At 36.0% G+C, this 21,043-nt stretch carries 16 protein-coding genes and 1 riboswitch; of the genes, 3 read left to right on the top strand and 13 right to left on the bottom strand.

The window, feature by feature from the left end:
* Positions 1-472: 472 nt before the first annotated feature.
* Both KQI21_RS10130 and KQI21_RS10125 read left to right on the top strand, forming a co-directional pair.
* Positions 473-1,699, top strand: a complete 1,227-nt coding sequence (locus KQI21_RS10130) for a DUF5011 domain-containing protein (RefSeq protein ID WP_216484057.1) — start codon at positions 473-475, stop codon at positions 1,697-1,699.
* 484 nt (positions 1,700-2,183) lie between these two features.
* Positions 2,184-4,682, top strand: a complete 2,499-nt coding sequence (locus tag KQI21_RS10125) for a YhgE/Pip domain-containing protein (RefSeq protein ID WP_216484056.1) — start codon at positions 2,184-2,186, stop codon at positions 4,680-4,682.
* A 70-nt stretch (positions 4,683-4,752) separates the two neighbouring features.
* On the opposite strand, the gene KQI21_RS10120 is transcribed toward KQI21_RS10125, so the two are convergent.
* The 5 genes from KQI21_RS10120 to KQI21_RS10100 all read right to left on the bottom strand — a co-directional run bounded on the left by KQI21_RS10120 (position 4,753) and on the right by KQI21_RS10100 (position 11,979).
* Positions 4,753-6,240, bottom strand: a complete 1,488-nt coding sequence (locus KQI21_RS10120; RefSeq protein WP_216484055.1) for a 4-hydroxyphenylacetate 3-hydroxylase family protein — start codon at positions 6,238-6,240, stop codon at positions 4,753-4,755.
* Between the two features lie 22 nt (positions 6,241-6,262).
* The gene (locus KQI21_RS10115; RefSeq protein WP_216484054.1) at positions 6,263-6,742 is read right to left on the bottom strand and encodes a flavin reductase family protein; all 480 of its coding nucleotides are present in this window, start codon (positions 6,740-6,742) and stop codon (positions 6,263-6,265) included.
* 1,355 nt (positions 6,743-8,097) lie between these two features.
* A riboswitch (SAM riboswitch) is annotated at positions 8,098-8,212 on the bottom strand.
* 582 nt (positions 8,213-8,794) lie between these two features.
* The gene (fakB, locus tag KQI21_RS10110) at positions 8,795-9,637 is read right to left on the bottom strand and encodes a DegV family protein (protein WP_216484053.1); all 843 of its coding nucleotides are present in this window, start codon (positions 9,635-9,637) and stop codon (positions 8,795-8,797) included.
* A 403-nt stretch (positions 9,638-10,040) separates the two neighbouring features.
* The gene (locus tag KQI21_RS10105; protein ID WP_216484052.1) at positions 10,041-10,733 is read right to left on the bottom strand and encodes a response regulator; all 693 of its coding nucleotides are present in this window, start codon (positions 10,731-10,733) and stop codon (positions 10,041-10,043) included.
* A gap of 106 nt (positions 10,734-10,839) precedes the next feature.
* The gene (locus tag KQI21_RS10100; protein WP_253291384.1) at positions 10,840-11,979 is read right to left on the bottom strand and encodes a sensor histidine kinase; all 1,140 of its coding nucleotides are present in this window, start codon (positions 11,977-11,979) and stop codon (positions 10,840-10,842) included.
* Between the two features lie 175 nt (positions 11,980-12,154).
* Here KQI21_RS10100 and KQI21_RS10095 point away from each other — a divergent pair, with 175 nt between their 5' ends.
* A complete protein-coding gene (locus tag KQI21_RS10095) occupies positions 12,155-12,787 on the top strand; it encodes a YigZ family protein (protein ID WP_216484051.1) in 633 nt (210 codons plus the stop codon).
* 540 nt (positions 12,788-13,327) lie between these two features.
* Here KQI21_RS10095 and nagB read toward each other — a convergent pair.
* The 8 genes from nagB to tapA form a co-directional block, all read right to left on the bottom strand.
* Positions 13,328-14,053: a glucosamine-6-phosphate deaminase gene (gene nagB / locus KQI21_RS10090; RefSeq protein ID WP_216484050.1), complete on the bottom strand. Its 726-nt coding sequence runs from the start codon at positions 14,051-14,053 to the stop codon at positions 13,328-13,330.
* Positions 14,040-15,236, bottom strand: a complete 1,197-nt coding sequence (gene nagA, locus KQI21_RS10085; protein ID WP_216484049.1) for an N-acetylglucosamine-6-phosphate deacetylase — start codon at positions 15,234-15,236, stop codon at positions 14,040-14,042. Before nagA ends, nagB begins: the two co-directional genes overlap by 14 nt.
* 770 nt (positions 15,237-16,006) lie before the next feature.
* Positions 16,007-16,153 carry a hypothetical protein gene (locus KQI21_RS10080; protein WP_179104397.1) on the bottom strand — a complete coding sequence of 49 codons (147 nt, stop codon included), beginning with the start codon at positions 16,151-16,153 and terminating at the stop codon, positions 16,007-16,009.
* Between the two features lie 1,207 nt (positions 16,154-17,360).
* On the bottom strand, positions 17,361-17,687 hold the full coding sequence (locus tag KQI21_RS10075; protein WP_216484048.1) for a helix-turn-helix domain-containing protein: 327 nt from the start codon (positions 17,685-17,687) through the stop codon (positions 17,361-17,363).
* A 58-nt stretch (positions 17,688-17,745) separates the two neighbouring features.
* On the bottom strand, positions 17,746-17,889 hold the full coding sequence (locus KQI21_RS10070; RefSeq protein ID WP_309245534.1) for an anti-repressor SinI family protein: 144 nt from the start codon (positions 17,887-17,889) through the stop codon (positions 17,746-17,748).
* Between the two features lie 1,159 nt (positions 17,890-19,048).
* Positions 19,049-19,693, bottom strand: a complete 645-nt coding sequence (locus KQI21_RS10065) for a TasA family protein (RefSeq protein ID WP_216484046.1) — start codon at positions 19,691-19,693, stop codon at positions 19,049-19,051.
* A gap of 26 nt (positions 19,694-19,719) precedes the next feature.
* The gene (gene sipW, locus KQI21_RS10060) at positions 19,720-20,286 is read right to left on the bottom strand and encodes a signal peptidase I SipW (RefSeq protein ID WP_216484045.1); all 567 of its coding nucleotides are present in this window, start codon (positions 20,284-20,286) and stop codon (positions 19,720-19,722) included.
* Complete coding sequence (gene tapA, locus KQI21_RS10055) at positions 20,287-21,042, bottom strand: amyloid fiber anchoring/assembly protein TapA (protein WP_216484044.1); 756 nt, start codon at positions 21,040-21,042, stop codon at positions 20,287-20,289.
* Position 21,043: the final 1 nt, after the last annotated feature.

The raw sequence follows: 21,043 nt of genomic DNA, 5'->3' as shown, positions 1-21,043 counted from the left end.
AAGGAGAAAAGCATTCCTTGCGAAATTTCCCTCTACCGCGAATATTCTGATTTATTTAGTTGTATCTGGATATAATTCGTCCGACTTGGAATTTTAATCTCTTTTTAGAATTAAATTATCTTCCAATTGCTCCTTTCTATTATTTAATTTTGCTTATTCCTTAAACTGCTATCCTGATTGCTTTAAACAGTTATTTCCCTCATTAATTAGGACTTGTTTTTATAATAAGTTAATTTTGGCTATATAAAAATAGGGGGTGTAACTGAATGAGCTATATGAAAATACGATTTTTTTAGGAATTGGTGAAAGAGTATAAAAAATTTAAAGTAATAGTACAGCTTTCATACAACAGGTTAATAAATACAACTCTGTACTATAACTGTTTTCATACTAACAGAAATTGAAAGGGTTTACAACAATGCTTTTATGAAGACGGAGGAGCGTGATACATGTCTAATTAAAGAAGAAATAAATGAAAAAGAAGGAGGAGATTATCATTAACAAAATAACAAAAAAACTCACCATTATGATGTTAAGTATTATTTTCGTGATTTTCTATAGTGGCGGATTAAAAACCATACATGCAGAACAAGCAACGAAAACATTTGATTATGAATGTGTTGCTAAAACTTCAATTGCTGGAGACATTCTCATTGATATGAAGGTTACTCCTACTGTATCAATCCCGGATATAGTGAATCCACATCAGAAGTTTTCCGTTTCTGATATTGAAACAGCAATTGAAGTGGATTTAACTGGAAGCTTAGCTCCACTAAAGGGTTTAATTAATCCTTTTAACGGCCATGTAAATCAATTTAATTTGCAAGCCGCAAATGAAACGGTGAATGTAGTTGGAACAGAAGGGGTCGCTATTCCGGAAACTCCATTTGACAATGATGCTCCTTTTATTCCATTCATTATAGGTGCAAATGATGCAAGCTATACTGCCGGCGATGTAGATGTAAATATTCATGTAGGTGAGATAAAAGCAGAAATTCATGCAAAGTTAGGCACAACACCAGTTAATTTACCTGTTACCTGTACACCAGCCGAGGATAATCTGCTTACGACAGTGAAGGTAGAAGAAACAGAGGAAGAAGTGGATAATGAGGCACCAGTTATTACGTTAAACGGCGATAATCCAATGACTTTAAATGTTGGTGAAACGTATAGCGAACCGGGTGCAACTGCTAAAGATAATGTTGACGGAGATCTCACCGATCAAATTAAGATTTCAGGAAAGGTGAATACTCAAAAAGCCGGAGAATATAGCATTACATATACAGTGACCGATAAAGCTGGAAACCAAGCAGCAGCTACTCGCACTGTTTATGTTGAAGAAGCTGCAGATCCAGGTAATGACGATAAACCAAGTAATGGTGACAAGCCTGGCGATGGCGATAAACCTGATTACGGTGAGAAACCGGGGGATGGCAAGAAGCCTGATGACGGTGAAAAGCCAAGCGATGATCAAAAACCAGGTGATAGTGATAAACCTGGTGACAGTGAAAAGCCAGACGATGATAATAATATAGGAGTTGGGAATAACAACAGCGATAATCCAAAACAAGAAAATACCAATAAAGGAGGAGTTCTTCCGAATACAGCAACGAATATTCCGTTCACATTGTTAATTGGTGCAATATTACTTGTATTAGGGGGATCTTTACATTTATTTCGTAAGTATATCTTCAATTAATTGATTGAGGATAGGCAGTGGAAATCTGATTTGATTTTCATTGCCTTTTTTAACAAAACAATTGCAAAACTAGCCTTTACATTTTTTCCTATTAGTGCACGTTCCAGAATAAAAAAGCTGAGGTCAGCTAAAATGCCATATCTAGTTATATATGTTGACGTCTTTCTTATCCTTAAAGTACAAAAGCACAAGCAATGAATCTAAACGTAAAGATACTTTTTAAAAAAGTTATCCACCATGTACAAACGGATAGAGTTTCCTAAACAACAAGAAAAACTTAGCTGACCGACAAGTGTTTGGCGTAAGACAACCACTTAGGTTGCCCTTATCTGTTGAACGATGAAAGTTTTTCCACTGGTATCGTTTTAACTCCAAGACTTGTTATCCATTCTGACATACATTGAAATTCTATTTATCATTTTATTCAAATTTTTCATCAATCTCTTATATGAAAAGACAATGAGAACTAAAAGGGGGATATTTCATGGGAAAAGCGGGTTATATTTCCGCAGAGATGAAACGTATTTTCAAAAATCGGTATGTACTTCTATCTGTCTGTATAGGGATATTAGTGCCGCTTGTGTATGCAATGATCATGTTATCTCCGAAATGGGGACCATATGATAACACAGATAATTTACCAGTTGCTGTTGTTAATAACGATCAAGGCGCTATTTCAGATGGAGAAAGAATAAATATCGGCGAAATCTTGATTGCCAGCTTAAAAGAAAATAAATTATTAGGTTGGGATTTTGTCTCGTCTGAAGAAGCTAAAAATGGTATGGATAACATGAAATATTATATGACTATTGAAGTACCTGAAGATTTTTCAGAAAAAGCATTGACTGTACTTGATGACGAACCAATAAAACCAGAATTAAAATATACGCAAAATGAAGGATTGCACTTCATGGCTGCCCAAGTCACTAATAAAGCTGTTGAAACATTAAAAACACAATTGTCTGCACAAATTACCGCAACATATGTAGAAAATGTTGTTTCACAATTGAAAGAAGTTGCTAATGGATTCACAGAAGCTGCAGATGGTGCTAAACAAATTAATGATGGTACAGGACAATTAAAAGATGGTTCTGAACAAATTCTTGATTCATTAAATGAAAAGTCCTCCGATATAGGACGTTTAGTTGATGGAGCAAAACAAGTTGAAGACGGCAACCGGATAATGAAAGAATCTTTAGTTTCTAAACAGGGAGATATAACGAGACTTGCCAATGGCGCTCAAGAATTAAACATCGGAACCGGTACCCTATTAAGTAATTTACAAAATAAATCAAGTGATATTGCAAGACTTGCAGATGGCGCTAAACAAGTAAGTGATGGAACTTCACAACTAGTAGGTGTTTTAAATGAAAAATCATCGGATATTAATCGTTTATCAAATGGTGCTTCTCAATTAGCAGATGGAGCGAGTGAGCTGCAATCTGGAGCAACAGAATTACTGGAAGGCGCCAGACAAGCAAAGGACGGAAGTGCACAGTTAAAAGATGGATTAAATAAAAAAATTCTGCCGGGAAGCGAACAATTAGCTGCAGGCGTTCAACAAGCACAAGTAGGTGTTAATGAAACAATTGAATCGATGCAAAACTTGCAGGTAGCTCTTGAACAACTGCCTAACAGTGTCGATGGATTAAAAGATAATGTTCTCTACAAAATGATCATGGGACAGTTAAATGAAAATTTAAAAACTGTTCCACAAAAACAAAAAGATTTTCAAAGACTGGTAAATGGAGCTAATGAATTAAGAGATGGACTAAAAAATGACTTTACCTCTGGGGTGACCACCTTAGACAATGGACTCGGTCAGCTTGTAGAAGGACAACAGCAATTACAAAACGGTGCAAGCAAATTAGCGGACGGATCAAAGGAAGTAGCCATCGGTAACAAAACAGTAGCCGTCGGGTGGAAAGAATTACAGACAAACGTTGCTAAATTACATGATGGGACAAAACAAGTTAAAGATGGGAATGCAGCTGTTGAAAGTGGCTGGAATGATCTTACAGCAGGAGCAACGCAACTGCATGATGGTTCATCGCAAATTCGTGATGGTAACAAAACAGTTGAAAGTGGTTGGCAGGAGCTATCCGCCGGCGCAACAAAATTGTACGATGGTGCCAGTCAAGTAAGCGAAGGAAATCAAACGGTGAAAAAAGGTTGGGTAACATTAACTGATGGTGTATCACAAGTAGACGGAGGACTAGGGCAACTATCTGATGGAAGTGAAGAATTGTATGAAGGTCTTGAAGGAGGCGCTAAGCGAACGAGCAGTATCGATCCGGAAGAGGAAAATATTGCGATGTTTGCTGAACCTGTCGTTTTAGATGGTGAAGTGATTAATAGTTTTCCATTTTATCGTGATTCAAATGCACCATATATTTTAACATTGGCACTGTACGTTGGGGTCTTGATCATGTCTTTTGCGGTTCAATATCGAAAGCCAGTTACTTTACCTCCATCAGCAACAGCATGGTTTACTGGTAAAATTGCAAAATTATCTATGCTTGCTACCATCCAAGCATTAATGATCTCTTTGTATACCCTATTTGTATTAAAACTGGATGTACAAAGCAGTATTTCCTTCGTCCTATTTTCTATTATGGTAAGCTTAACTTTCTTAATGATTGTTTTATTCTTAGTAGGTTTAGCTGGAAATATTGGTAGATTCCTTGCGTTAGCATTTGTTGTTCTTCAATTATCTACAACGGGATCAGCGTTGCCAGTTGATATGCTTCCAGAAGAATTACGTAATCTAAGTATCTTTTTACCATTTACGTATTCTATAAACAGCTATCGAAATATTATTACACTAGGAAATACATCCAATATGTGGGAAAATATTAGCATATTACTAATTTATTTTGCTCTATTTGCCGTACTGTCATTTCTTGTCTTTATGTTCAAGTATCGTTCACTACGAGAACGAGCTGATTTTAACAAGGAGGAAATAAGTGAATCTATAAGCTAAATTTCCAAAGTTGCTCCATCAGATAGTTACCTGATGGAGCAACTTTTTCATGTTAAATCTATAATTATTTTCATGCTTTTACTTGAGATGTTGCAGAAAGCTGCAACGCTTCTTTTAATGCTCTGTCTACTCGTGAATAGGACGGATTACTTTTCTTATATTGCTTATAAAATACTCCTCTTTTCCTTACTGGATCACCGGAATAATATCGTTCATATTGGACAAGTCGTTGTCCAAAAGCTTCCCCACATAGATCCCAAGCGAGCTTAAATAATCTAACTCTCCTTACTGATGTTACTTCTCGTCTCCCCGTATAATATTTATGCAGATCATCAGCAATTTCAGGATTAGTAAAATCCCCTTCCGATGGTGACATTAATAAGCCACCTGCACCAATGGTTTGCAATATTTGTATTGCTCTTGGATAGATAACCGGTAATACCCCTCTCACTGTTTCTACCGCTAAAGGATTAGGAATTATCTCTTTTGTAGAACAAATTTCGTACTGATTCTCAGCAGTATAAAGAAGTGCTCTAACCGTTTCTGTATTTTGAATTAGTTCCGCTAATTGATTTTGAACATTCAAAAACTCATCTACGCCGACCGAATCGGCAAGAGCACACGTCACCTCTGTTACAAAAGCGAGCTTAACAAATCCCCTTACCACGGATTGATGCGCTGACTGGTGATTAACACCTGCAGTTTGATAAAGTAAATTAGCGGCTTCTACATTTTGATTAATAAATACACGATCCCAAGGAACTAACACATCATGAAATACTACTAAAGCATCCGCTTCTTCAAACCTTGATGCTAAAGGGTGATTCCAGGTCGAACGTTGACCGTCCTGTGCTGGCTCCCGACAATATAAATGAAGGCCCGGGGTATCGATTGGCAAAGCAAATGCAACAGCATACTTTTCATCTCCTGGTCTAAAACCAGGATACGTATAAATAATAATTTCGTCTACGATTGGTGCAAGTGTAGCCAACATCTTTGCCCCTCTTACAATTAATCCTTCATCTGTTTCTTTAACAACCCCCAAATGTGTGAATTCATTTTCTTGTTCGTATGAGGTTTTCCTTCTATCATTTTGTGGATTTACAATGGCATGCGTTAAAAACAAGTCATGATCTCTCATATACTTATAATAATTGATAATGTTATCTCCATACTCATTCCCATACCTACGAAAAAATAAATGGTTTGCAGCCATCCCAGTAATAACCGAATTTAAACTATCTGGTGTTCTCCCCATGAGACCAAACGTTGATTCTGCCCATAATTCATAGAGTTGTCGACGCATTTGTAAATGTTCCTTTTTAGCAGGTATCAAAAATGCATTACTGACTCTTGTGCCAGTTTCTTCACAAATATATGTTATTTTATCTTGGTATTGATGATTATGCTGCATATCGTACAGCTTGGCAATTTCCTTGATAGGCTGTGAAAAATATGGCTGATCTACAATATTGTCAATCCGTTTCCCATTTAACCACACATTTGATTTTCTATTTCGTAAACTTTCTAGATACTGCTTTCCTGCTCGAATACTCATTTTACTTTTTCTCCTTTGGCCTTTATTTAATTATAGTTTCCGTTTTTGTTTGTAAAAACTTTCCTTTATGGAACAACAAACATTCATTTTCGTTATAGGAAAAAGTTACCACCTGCCCTAATAGAAGCAAGTGATCTCCACCCTCATACTCTGCCCAGGATGTACATTCCATTGTTGCAACCGCATTGTTCAGTTTGGGACCAATATCCGAATCCTTCTGCCAGTCAATAACTAGATCTTCTTGTGACTGCCTTGCAAAATAAAGTGCATACTCCTTTTGTTCTGCAGATAAAATATTGACTATAAATTTTTGTTTTTTTAAACTATTTAATGACTTTGATTGCTTCTTGATAGAAATTAATACAAGAGGTGGATGAAGGGAAACAGAAGTAAATGAATTAATTGTGATTCCCTTTCGGTTGTCGTTATCATCCTTCCACGTTACTACACATACACCCGTGGCAAAATGCCCAAAACAATTTCGCAATTCTCTTTGATCCATCTAAATAAACCTCCAATATATTTTTACTTCTAGCAAAGACCGAATAATTCAGCCAGTAGAAAAAACTTACTGGAAACATAAGCCCCCAGAAATAAGCAAACGTTAAAATTCAATGTATTATTCTGCCGGACTTCCTGAAAACTTTCTTCTAACCTTTCATGATAACAACATAGAAGAAATTACCAAAAAATAAATGCAGTATCCTCATCTTGTCGGATTTTACAGCACTATACCTTGTGATGCAGTTGAATGAATCGGGCATTTAGGTGCCGTTTTCTACCACTGAGACCCTTTTGTATCAACTCAGGCTCTTTGAAGCGGGAGTCTTACGGCACCTTACATGCGGGATAAATAATATCGTAACGGTTGCAATGACCCCAAACCAAGGCTTAGAATTTAGAACAACCATACACCATATACATTCATTAAAAACAACATTCCTTTCGGCTATCTTAATTAACCTTGCTAAACATACAACACTGTTTTTTGTTCTGGCAATAAAAACATTCTTTTCCGATAAATTAAGTACACTTTTATCCAAGGGAGTAGTTCAGTCAAACTACAGTTTGACGTTAATTGGTTAATATTTGCATCAAACTATTGCACAGACGATTGTAAGAGTGCACTTTTTGTTCAAATCCAAAATTTTTAGGGGATTATACCGAAACTTCTCTGTCCTTGAAAAAGAAGAACACTTTTTCTACGTACAATGTAATGCTATCGTAGTTTTTTCTTGTCCTTGAAAAAGAAGAACGCTTTTTCTACGTGCGCTGTCTATTCAAGTAGCTTTCCCTGTCTTTGAAAAATCACGATGTGTCGCTGTCGAAGCTTTCCCTATCCTTGAAAAATTTGCGGTGTATTGCTGCCACAGCTCCTCTGTCTTGTCGATCCAAACGAATTGAGCATTTAGGAGTCGCTTCTCTCATAAAGCTCGAAAATGATAAGCAGATTTTTTAGATGAGAGAAATAGGGCTCCTTCCATTCGGGATAAAGAAAACATACCTCTAAAATAGGGGTAAGCCGACGCCTGAGCGTGAGCGGCAAGCCCGCTTTTTAGTCGACCTTCCTTTAAATTCAAGCTGATGTTTTACTTAACGCAGGAAGGAGATCAAAGTTCGCTACAGTTGGGAGCACTTAAGCTAGACAGTGAAGCTACTTTTTTTAGAAAAACTTGGCTTATCGCCAAGTCTTTAGCGAAAGCTGTAGTTTTTCTTATACTATAAACCATAAAATGTTATACTTTCCTATAGTACAAAAAAGCTAATCTCCATGTTGAATGAATATAGTTTCATACCCACTATTATAAAAGCCTCTCTGTCAAAGACAGAGAGGCTATAGAAGACATTGCACCACCTCTCTTATCTTTCAAAACAAAAACAGTTTTGCAGGAATTGGCACCTTATTGCGCAAGCGAATGCACAAGGTTGCCGGGCTTCATCGGGCCAGTCCCTCCACCTCTCTGGATAAGAAAATAATATACATAATTTTTTTATTTAAAGGCGTGTTCAAAAAGAAAGACCAAGGTGACTAAGATTATGAAACCTATGCAACGCCGACACGACCACGTTCTGTTGAGTCGAAGTTCAAGGCAGCGTAGTTTCGTTAGCGCAGTGTGTGGTACAGTTAGGAACCACGGGAAACAAACCAAGAGCAAAAGCTAGAAGCGCTCGTTTAGTGGTGGGTTGCTACAGCTTTAGCACTTAAGTTAAACATTGCTAATTTTTAAAATTTACCATGTAGGAACGGATATAATTTTATTAGACAACGCTTAAATTCACTGTGTCATTTTAACTTTTTGAACATCCCCTTAAACTTAACCACCACTATATATCGTAAACAATAGAATGTCAAGAGGGAATTTTTCAAAAAATCACTATTTTATTACTAAAAAGGAAAAACAATTTGACCTTAGATTAGGTGCTGCTCTGTTGATAAGGCTTACTTAAAACGTTACATTTTTCACCGGTTTAGCTTATGTGTTAAAACATTTAACATATAAAAAACCTCCCTAATATAAAATTAGTAGAGGTTTTTTATTGGCTAACAAATCATTTATTTTTTATACCAGGTTACTCCCAATGCTCCTTCTCCTAAGTGAGTACCAATTACCGGTCCAAAATAGCTGATGGTCGTATCCATATCCGGATATTTAGCTAAGAACTTTTGTTGCAGTTCTATTGCTTCTCCTTCCCTATTAGCATGAATAAACGCTATTTTTAATCGCTGGCCTTGAGAAGCATCTTCTTCCAGTAAATCAAGTATTCGCTGGATGGCTTTTTTCTTTGTTCTGATTTTTTCAAACGGTACAATAATCTTGTCTACGAAATGCAGGATCGGCTTTACTTGTAAGAGACTGCCAATAATTGCTTGAGCACCATTTAAGCGCCCTCCACGCTGTAAATTACTTAAGTCATCAACCATAAAATAACTGCGTGTAGTTACTTTGATTTCATCAAGCCGTTTAATAACTTCTGCTGGTTGTTTCCCTTTTGCAATCAATTCAACGGCTTCTAGTACTAGAAAACCTTGAGCCATACAGCTTATTTCAGAATCATAGGCATAAACATCAATTCCTTCTACCATTTCCCCTGCACTTACCACTGCTTGATATGTACCGCTAATACCGCTGGAAAGATGAATAGATATAACTGCATCATAATCTTTTGCTAGTTCTTCTAGTAAGCTTGTAATATCTCCGATCGATGGTTGAGAAGTCTTTGGTAATTCCTTACTTTCTTTTAATTTCCGATAAAATTCATCTGTTGTAATGTCAATTTCCTCACGATAAGAAGTATCAGCAAATTGGACACTTAAAGGTACCATATAAATCTGATGTTTATCACGTATCTCTTTGTCTATATAAGCCGTGCTGTCTGTCATTACAGCAACTTTCATACAAACCTTCTCCTCTTTCATGTACTTTAGCCCACTATTAAACGATGAGCATTTATTAGAACAGTTTCCATTTTATTTTACATGAAAGCATTAAAAAATGCATTCTTTTACAGACAGAAAAATAACCTGGCATATGAAGAACCTTTCCCTCGTCATTATTCATGATAGGATTTTTCTTTTATTCTCATTGTTTGTTTTATACACTTACGCCTCTTAAGCTAAACTATCATTTACCGTCCACTTTAAAACGTTATTATACTTGGCAAAACTAACGTCGTTTAGAAAAAAGGGGAAATAAGATGAAAGTGCCACTTCCAAAAAGGATGGTGACACCATGTATCTTCGTTATTATAATGAAGTTTTTAAGTTTGGAGTATTTGTTACATGATTTAACTAGCTGCCTTTAAATAACTTCAACCCATCCTTTACGAATAGCAGCAACTACAGCTTGCGTACGGTCATTCACATTCATTTTCTGCAATATATTACTCACATGGTTTTTGACAGTTTTTTCACTAATATATAATGTTTCAGCTACAGCCCGATTACTTTTTCCATCTGCTAGCAATTGTAGAACTTGACATTCCCTTTTCGTTAACAAATGAAGTGGTTGGCGATATTCAACACCATTATCGGACAGAGAAGAAACATGGTCTTTAGCAAGACGGCGATATTCCATCACTAAATTATGAGTAACTCTTGGATGGAGATAAGATCCACCTTCACTTACAACCTTAATTGCTTCAATAAGTGCATCTGAATCCATTTCTTTAAGCAAATAACCTTGTGCTCCTGTTTTTAATGCATGCGTGACATAACTTTCATCATCGTGGATTGAGAGAATGATAACTTTCGTGTTAGGAAAATAGCGAACGAGGTCTGTTGTTGCTTGAACACCATTCATATTCGGCATATTAATATCCATTAGCACGACGTCTGGATTATGCTCCTTCACAAGCTTTGCAGCCATTGACCCATCATCACCTTCTGCTACCACCTCAAAAGAAGGTTCAAAATCTAAAATTCTTTTAACTCCTTCTCGAAACAGCTTATGGTCATCAATTAATATAATTCGTAATTTTCTTTCCGCAGTCATGTATTCGTTCCTCCCATATAGAATTGTTTTATTTAATCTAGAAGCTATTTATGATAGAACGCATTATATTTAATATAACAATTCAGTTTCTTTTTATATTATACCGCTATACCGAGGTATATGGAACCTTTATGAAAATAGTTGTACCTTTTCCAATTTTGGAGGAAATCTCCATTTCTCCTTCCAGCATTTCAACCCGCTCTCTCATACCGATTAATCCAAATGACTTGTCCCTTTTCATAGATGGGTCGAAACCCTTTCCATTATCTTTAATAATCATGGTTAGACTACTTTTACCAATTTCCAACTTTACTTGAATCAATGAGGCTTCTGCATGTTTGACAGCATTTTGCAACGCTTCCTGAACTAGCCGAAAAAAAGCTATTTCATATTTTTGATGTAATCGCTTTTCTTCACCCATCGAAATAAATTCAATCTTTACCTCATTATAATCAGAAATGGTAGCTACATATTTTTTGATCGTTGGAATAAGGCCAAGGTCATCTAAAGCCATCGGGCGAAGATCATAGATGATTCTACGTACTTCATATAAGGAAGATCGTATCATTTTACGTACGCTTTTAATTTCTTCTAAGGCTTGCTCTACGTCTCGATTACGGCAAGTACGCTCAACGAGTTCCGAGCGTAATAGAATATTAGCCAGCATCTGTGCTGGTCCATCATGAATTTCTCTTGATATCTTTCGCCTTTCTTCCTCTTGAGCTTCAATTATTTTCAAACCGAATTCTTGCTTTTCTTTTGCTTCTTCAAGCATTTCGTTTACTTGTTGAAAGTCATCTTGTAAATAATTTAGAACGACAGAAATTTTTCCTGCTAACCCTTCTGCTCGCTTAATCGTTTGGCCTAACGTTACTAATCTTCGTTCTAAATCATCTCGCTTTTCACGCAACACACTTTCTTCCTGACGCAGCATAGCTAATTTAGTTTGCATCGCATGAGTCATTTCGTATACTTCTCGTATTTCCGTTTCCGAATATCGATCAAAATATTTGCTCACTTCGGCTAAGCGTCTCCGAGAAAAGCGGACCTTTTGCTCCAGCTCATCTCCATCTTTAATATGTTGCGCCACTTTGATCTTCGTTTCCTTTAATTCTTTTACAAGATGCTCATGCTCTGTTCTCGCTTCTTCGCTAATATTAAAAATCTCATCTTTACTATTCTCTACTACTTCAATCATTTCATTGATAATATAGTCTAAAGCTCTTTCACTAATTCTCTGCGCCATTATTTTCCACCAACCTATGATATAATTATACGCATACCAGCAATTTTTTTATAGGGTCTTTTAGCATACTTGAGAATAATTCTTGTGCTTCTTTATACTCAAATATGTTCATTTCCGTAAGCTTTTAATAGCTTTCCTTATTCTATCATGAACGATAATTAGGAGGGTATGCAAGTTGTTAGATAAATATTATACCGTAAAACACCAAGGGATGAATGAGTTAGTCATCCAAAAGTCCCGGTTCATTGGTTATGTTAAACGAGTGGAAACTGAAGAAGAGGCTCAAGCTTTTATTCAAGAAATCAAAAAAAAACATTATGATGCCACTCATAATTGTTCAGCTTATTTAATTGGTGAACACGATCAAATTCAGAAAGCAAATGACGACGGTGAGCCAAGTGGCACTGCTGGAGTACCCATCCTTGAAGTTTTAAAAAAACAACAGCTTAAAGATACTGCTGTAGTTGTTACACGCTATTTTGGAGGCATAAAACTTGGTGCGGGTGGGTTAATTCGCGCTTATGGCAATACGACATCTCAAGCTATAAAAACAACAGGAGTTGTAAAAAGACAACGAATGCAAGGCTTCTCGATTATTGTGGATTACACATTATCCGGTAAACTGGAACATGCCTTACGTCAATCAAACTATATCCTTAAAACGATTAACTATACTGATAAGGTAGAGTTTATTGTCTATGTAGAAGTTGGACAAGAGAAGGGTTTTAGAGAGTTTATCGTTGATCATACGAATGACCAAGCACAGATTACCGAAACGGATACAACCTATATAGAAATTGATATGTAGAAAATCCATTGTTCACATTGCTCAGCTTATAATAGCTGTCGCCCAAAAGCTTGATAAACAAACTTTTGGGCGGCTTTTTATTGTTTAGGGAAAATCTATCCGTTTGTCCATGGTAGATAACTTTTTAAAAGTAGCTTCGTCCAGCTTAAGCACTTGTGCTGTTAGCAAACTTCGATCTCCTTCCTACGATAAGTTAACATCGGAATCTAAATGCTCGATTCGTTTAAGGGCTTTAGGTCATACCATTAAGGTACTAACATTCAAGGAGAAAAACACTCCTTGAATGAAGTTTCACTTTATCCCGCATGTAAGGTGCCGTAAGACTCTCACTTCAAAATTACAGAGAATACAGCGAAGTCTAAATTGGAGAAAACGGCACCTAAATGCCCGATTCGTTCAACTAACATTCAAGGAGAAAAACACTCCTTGAATGAAGTTTCACTTTATCGCTTCAGAAGTTTTGCCGTTTGTACTTCGCTAACTAAGCACTTCTAGCTTTTGTTCTTATCTATAAAAATTGTACCTATTTCTACTAAGCTCCTATATCAGCTTGCAAGCAGCTCCATCCGCGATAATTTTTACATTATCATGCTTTTGGAGAATGGATGCAGGAAAATCTTCACTTACTTCACCGTTTACTAGGCGTGCTAGTGCCTCTGCTTTATTTTCACCAGAAACAAGCATAACAATCTGCTTACTTTCTATAATTGTTTCAATTCCTGCAGTAATTGCCTGTGTAGGTACTTCGTCTATTGAAATAAAGAAACGCGCATTGGCTTGACGGGTAGATTCATCTAATTGCACAATATGGGTTCTGCTTGTAAAAGAAGTCCCCGGCTCGTTAAAACCAATATGTCCGTTTAAGCCAAGACCAAGAATTTGCAAATCAATGTTTCCTGCATTTTTAATACGTGCTTCATATTCTAATGCCTCTTCATTTAAATCCAAAGCATTTCCATCTGGCAAATGTGTTTGTTCACGTGGAATATCTAGATGCTTAAATAGTTTTTCATTCATGTAATAATTATAACTATTAATATCATCCTTTTCTAAGCCTACATACTCATCTAGATTAAATGTAGTCACATGCTTAAATGATACTTCACTATTTTTATGTTTTTCTATTAGATACTGATATAGTCCTTCTGGTGTAGATCCAGTAGCTAGACCTAATACTGGCTTATCCAATTGCTTGATCGTATCAATAACTATTTCACCTACTCGCTTGCTCATCTCTTCATAATTTCTAACTTTAATGATTTCCATTACTTTCATCTCCCTTAAATGCAATTACTCCACGACAAATGGTATATTTAATTGACAAATGCTTATCCACCAACAGTACATCAGCATCTTTTCCAGGAGTAATACTTCCTTTTTTTTCATATATGTCAATTTGTTTTGCCGGATTAACAGACGTCATTTCAATAATATTTTTTAATGAAACATCGTTTAGACGGAGCATATTTTTAGCTCCCTCATGCATCTTCAAAATACTCCCAGCCAACGTTCCATTTTCTAATAAAGCTCTATCTTTTGAAACATGTACAGGCTGACCGCCTAACTCGTATTCCCCAGGTGGTAAACATTTCGCACGCATAGCGTCTGTTATAAGAAGTAATCTTTTACTTCCCATATTGCGATAAATAATTTGCAACATTTCTGGAATTACATGAATCCCATCGGCAATTAATTCTGCTCGTAACTCTTCTAATTCCATTGCTGCACCCACTGCACCGATATCACGATGATGGATTCCATTCATTGCATTGCATAGATGAGTAACTTGACGGACTCCATGTTTTAACGCACATTTTATCTGGGAAAAATCGGCATCTGTATGCCCAGCAGATACATTTACTCCACTAGCAGCTAATTTGCTTATAAAACTTCCCTCCGGATCAAGTTCAGGGGCCATCGTAATGGTCTTTATTTGATTACCAGATAATTCCTGCCAACGATCAAATACATCAGGATCAGGATTCATAATATACTGTAATGGTTGAGCACCTGCTTTTTCTTTTTCAATAAAAGGACCTTCTAAGTGGACGCCAATTATTTCTGCTTGACCAGGTTTATTAACATAATTTCGCACATTTATAAGTGCCTGTTCAATCTGTTCAGGTGCTTGAGTAATAGTTGTAGCTAAAAAGCTTGTCGTCCCCTCTTTGGGCAGCGCTAAAGCCATCGTATCTAAGGCTTCCTCTGTAGCATCCATCACATCTGCACCATTTGCACCATGAATATGACCGTCTATAAACCCTGGTATCACAGATAAGCCAGTTCCATCGATCACTTTTAGATTTTCTGGTAAACTACGAGGTATACCATCAGGCTGGTAAATATTAGTAATCTTCCCTGCCTGCATCAACACAGCCCCGTTCTCTATAACTTGTTCTTCCGTGTATATCTTTGCATTTTCAATTAATATTGGGGTAATTTTAATCATTTGCTTCGCTTCCTTTCGTAACGCATAAAACTCAACATGTGATAAAGCAGACCTCTCATTAGACCTTTTATTCCCCATTATTTGACATAGTTCAATAACTTAAGTAAATAAAAAATTTTTGCCCGTAAAAGTGAATAATAAATAGACTTCAGCAAATTTTTACAAAAAGACAACCTGAACAAAAGCTCAGGGTTTACAGGCTGAGTATCCGTACCTTAATTCGATTTAGTGTAAGGGTTTGAGATATATTTAGTAATGGCTTGTTATTTTATTGGAAAACTTTCGCCGGCTTCAAGCCTTTGACGCAGGAGATTACTTTAGTTGCACTTATATTTCACAATATCTATCGAGCAAAATTTTATCTTTACTTAACATACTAAAAAATGATGATTTTTTACTTTTTTGATTTCTATTTTGTTAAGTTGCATTAAGAACATCGTATCATATAATGTGGTTTTTTTCACAAGATTCATGTTAACCAATATCGTTATAAAGTGAAACTTCATTCGGTGGAATGCCTTTTATACGGAATGTTAGTTGAACGAATCGGGCATTTAGGTGCCGTTTTCTCCCACTTGCCCCTTTTGTACCAGCTCGGACTCTTAACCTGGGAGACTTACAACACCTTACATGCGGGATAAAGTAAAACTTCATTCAAAAAACACTTGTCTCCTTGAAGTGACCAAAGACTTTCTTTCTCAATTAGCATCTAAATTATGTACTTAAAAGCAGTATCTCTATTGGAGAATACTGCTTTTGCAACTTATAACTTATGAATTTGCTGTGTTGCCTAAAGCACTGCTTTGCAATTCTTTAATAAGCGTTTTCACCATTTCTTCTGAAGTTTGAATTTTATGATTTTCCGTTTCTTGAATTACTTTCCTAAGCAAGTTTTTGTACTTTTCTTGCTCACCCATTATTTTCCCCGCCCTTTACCATTTCATTTATTCATAAACTGACAATTCCCAAGCTTTTTTACAACAACATTTTGTATGAAAATACATTTTTTATTTAATCCATTATAAATTCTACTAAAAAGTACAATGTTAAACAATCTTTTTAGTTATTTTTCCAAAAAAGCGAAAATAAAGAAAAATCATCTAGCAAGCATATAGCATGATCAACCCTTAACCTCCACTTATATTTTAAATTAATAATTTTTTGCAACGTCCAACAAGTACGTTAAAATTTCATCACAACTGTTTCCAACTGAATTCATTTTCTTAAGCTCGAAAACCTGTTTATCTTAGTTATGATAATCCAATTTTTTATTATTTATTATAAATCTTCCTTGATTCACGTTATATACTATGCCATTCATGGGCAAAAAGAGATTCTTTTATTTATAACCATTTCTTTAATTTCGATCAACTACTCCATGATCTTAAGCTTTTTTGTAGTGGTAAATGTTTGTAATTAGGAAGTTCGTGATACCCGTTACAGTTCCTGCTGCGGTAATAATAATATCCTTTCGCCCATTAAAGCTGCCCCCAATATCTTTTTTCAATTCCGGAAAGGCTCTTGCAGTAATTTTGATGAACGTCTCTTTGGATATTGTAGCATTTTGCTTGGAATGATTGGGGACACGACAATAACAAATGAATATCGTTTTTACCTACACTGCCCTGTTAGGTTGTAATCCCTCTTGGTTCACACCCTTGTCTGATTAAGTCTCTTGCTCTTCTTGCCGCAACTCGACCATGTAACATGTTATACCTATACTTTTTTACCCAATATAACGTGTGATATTTTATACATAAACCACATGGCTACTTTTCCTCTATAATAATTTCGCCTCATTCTTAATATGAACGAATAAAGATAGGCTAAAAGCGGATAATGTCTAAAGACGGTGGAGTTAAACCAGGCATTTGTAAGTTAAAAGAGAAGTCTTATACGATTCGGAAACAATATAAAAAATTGTCTCTAATATTACCCAAGCTTCACTATAATAAAACCTATGTATCGCAATATTAAATTCGGCTATTTCATATTGTTAAATTAGAAAAACTTGGCTTGTCGCCAAGCTTTTAGCGAAAGCTGTAGTTTTTCTTATACTATAAACCATAAAGTTTTATACTTTGCTATAGTACAACAAAAAACCGTCAGCTTACTGCTTAACGGTTACTCTTTATTAATTCGCCACTTATTAAATTCAAGAAATTCTTTAAATTGTTCTCTTGATACACCAGAGTCCATTGCTTCCTGAACAATTTCTAACCATTCTTCATCTAGTTCTTCTTTTTGCTTACTCTGATTTTCTCGAATTAATTCATTTATGGACACACCTAAAACGATGCTGATTTTTTCAATAAATTGAATGGAGGGATTAACCTGAATACCTCGCTCAATTGAGCTCAAATATGACTTTGCAACCCCAGCTTTTTCTGCCAACTCTGAAATAGACATTTTCTTAGCTTTTCTTAGTTCTTTTATTTTTTCCCCTATCAAAAGCACTCACCTTCTTTCAAATGGCATTATACCATAATCGAGGTGAGTTATACTATTTCTAAAACAAATTTTTTGGGACATTATTATACTCTTGTACCGTACGTAAAAACCGTCGAATTTCCTCCATCGGCACTCCTAATGTTCTTGCTTGTTTTATTAGTTCCACCCACTCAACATCCAAAGAAATTTGTTTTAACTTCATCCGTTTCATCCCCCAATATATAATTAATCATTCACTCTAAACTATCCCTGAAACTTTTCTATGACTTGTATATATTTACTTCTATTGATAACGCTTTATTTTAGTACATGTTCATAAATAGACCGTGGTCGGAATACAGCGTCCTTAAAAAGTCGCAGTGTTTGTCTGCCAAAGCTTCCTTATCCTATAAGTAACTCCAGCATTAGCACGTCCTATCATTGAGGTTTGCCAGTTGCTCTAGCGTATAAGCTAGACGATGCAAACTATTATCAACAAGATAACTGTGATGTGAAAACGGATACCGTTTCCTAGCCGTTAACAAACGTTAAGCGCTCATTTAGCGACGTAGAAACTGAAGAACTTCTGACAAGATAAAGTGAAACTTCATTCAGTAGTAGTTTTATTCCATCTCCTACTGAATGTTAGTACCGCAAGGGTATGACCTAAAGCCCTTGAACGAATCGGGCATTTAGGTGCCGTTTTTTCCCACTTAGAGCCTACCAACTCAGGCTCTTGAAGTGGGAGTCTTACGGCACCTTACATGCGAGATAAAGGAATCATGCCTCTAAAACAGGGGTATGCCGACGCCTGAACGGCAAGCCCGCTTTTAGTTGGCCTTCATTTTGATTCGAGCCAGTGTTGACTTATCATAGAGAGATCGAAGTTTGCTACAGTTTGAGCACATAAGTTAGACGATGCTACTTTTCAATAAAGTTATCCTCATATAGACGAATATAATTTCCAAGACAATCAAGAAAACTGACTAGCGCAAAGTCCCTTGAGCGAGGTGATCGCCTAATTTGCACTTATACTTAAACCTAAAAATATATTAGCATTAATTTTCGAGGCTAAAATTTAACATATACAGAAAACTTGGCTGGATCCAAGCCTTTGACACTGCAGACTGCTTAGTTGCTCCTACATAGAACTTTACATTTCAACTCCCATTAACTTAACTTTAGCGTTAACATACGATGAAAATCAATGTGTCATTTTTACCAAATTGTACTTTCTGAATTTCTTCTTTAAGGCTATTATACTATATTATTCTTGTTTCAGGTCTAGCTTATTTTGTCATATTATAACTAGTTTTGTAGTACCTTTAAAACACTGTCCAACATTAAAAATTTTTATTCGTTAGCTTAAAAACTAGGCAATTTTAAATTTTCAGCTGTTTTACCTTTTTGTATTTCCTAATGACTAAGTATAAAAATATCCCTATTCCTATTAAGCATAGACCAAGTAAAATATACAGAAAAGTATTAGTTGCTGTATTTGGGAGTTTAGAACCAAAATCATATTTGTCGGTACCAATTTTCCCAATGACCGTTTGTTTATCTTGTTGTTTCGCTTCTCCTTCTGCAATAATAATAATTGCGAAGTCAGCCTCAAGACCTTGATACTCATTTCCTAATTCTTCAGGGAATCGAATCGTAACTGTAATAGCATCTTCCTTACCTGGCGCTAAATGTCTAGATTTTATATTTGTAAAGCTATTTAGCTTCCCGCTATACAGTTCCCTTTTCTTCATGAAAACTTCAAGCTGCAGCTCATTATATAGCTTTTTCATTCCCGTACTCTCTACATTTATGCTATACGTAAATGGCTGTGTTCCGCGATTTTTTATTTCTACATTTCTTGACGCCCAGTCCCCCGGCTTCATATCATTTACATCAAACAAAACAGAATCAGGATCTACTTCCAATCCAACCCTATCCTGTGCATTAACAATTGAATCGTATTTGCTACTAAAACAAAAAATAATCATGGTACATATTAAAGTAAAGATGACTTTATGCTTCATATACCCTCTCCTTATATCACCTCAGGTCAACCTGTATGCTCTGATTTTTTTACTGTTTCTAATTTTGCTAAAGTTCGCCAAATCGAAAATCCAGCATAACAAAGTAAAAGAATTCCGGGAACGATTAATAAGAAAATACTTCCATTAGGTGATTGTGCAAAATTGGCAACGTATCCAAGATAAGGTATGGTCATTCCTTTGTACTCTCCCACAACATTATCAGCTAAAACAGGATTAGAATCAGCTGCGTTATTGTTATCCCCTTTTGTAGTATAAGCAACACCATTCTTTGTTTTTTTCACATCAATGATTCGGTGAGTGACCAGCTTATTTTTATCGGCCATAAATGTAATTACATCACCATTTTTAAATTTGCTCCCATCTTCAACCGTTTTGACCGCTATAATAGAACCAGTCTGGATATCTGGCTCCATGGAACCGGATAGGACCGTTTTTATTTGATATCCTAAGACTTCTGGTTCTCCTCCAGAGAACTTCGTTACAATTACTAGACTTGCAACACCAATTAATGTAACCATCAATATGAAACTAACAATCCGATTTAACCATTTGCCTAATTTGCCTTTTATCATCTATTTTTCTCCCTCCATCTTTTTTAGAGCATCAGGTAATTTAGTAGACTGCTGTTCAGCTTTGGGTGAATTAGCTTGTTGTTGCTCTGAATCACTTTTTGTGTCTGAGTGATTATTTACATCGTTTTTGAAATTTAATTGTTTGTCACCTTTACTTTCTACTTCTGTTTGCTCTGGTTTTTCTTTTACTTCTGTAGCCTTAGGACTATTTTCATCTTGCTTTGTTTCACGTTCGTTACATTGCACCATTATTTTCTTACTCCATACTAATTCTCCATCCTGCTGTTTTACTAAAAATGAATATGCTCCGGTCTGCTTGGCACTAATTTGTAATTCTGCTGTTTCCCCTTTTGCTAGCGCAGCGACTTTCCCTTCACCTTCACGAAGCGGCAATTTCTTTCCTTGTTCTATTGGATCTCCTTTTCCTGCAAACATGACTTCATACGTAAGTGGTTCCATCATATCTCCATCACCGTTATTTTTGACTTTAACTTTTAACATTGCAGACTCACAAGCTTCTATGTTTTGTGAACGATCATCGAGAAATTCAAGATGGTACGTTTCTGCTTTTGCCTCTTGCCACTTTCCTATCTCCATACTTCCCTTTAGAAGTAACTCATCATTAAAATATGCGGTTGTTGAAGTAGTTAAGTAACTAGTAGCGAAAACAAAACTATAACAAATGCATAAAATTTTCAACCAAAAATAACCCTGCTTGTTTTCATGTTGGTCATGTTTTAATCTTGGTTTCCTCACA

Origin of the sequence: Virgibacillus proomii (genome assembly GCF_018916875.1) — a bacterium.
Lineage (GTDB): Bacteria > Bacillota > Bacilli > Bacillales > Amphibacillaceae > Virgibacillus > Virgibacillus proomii_B.
The sequence above is the reverse complement of the archived record's forward strand: the minus strand, read 5'-3'. Positions and strand labels throughout refer to the sequence as shown.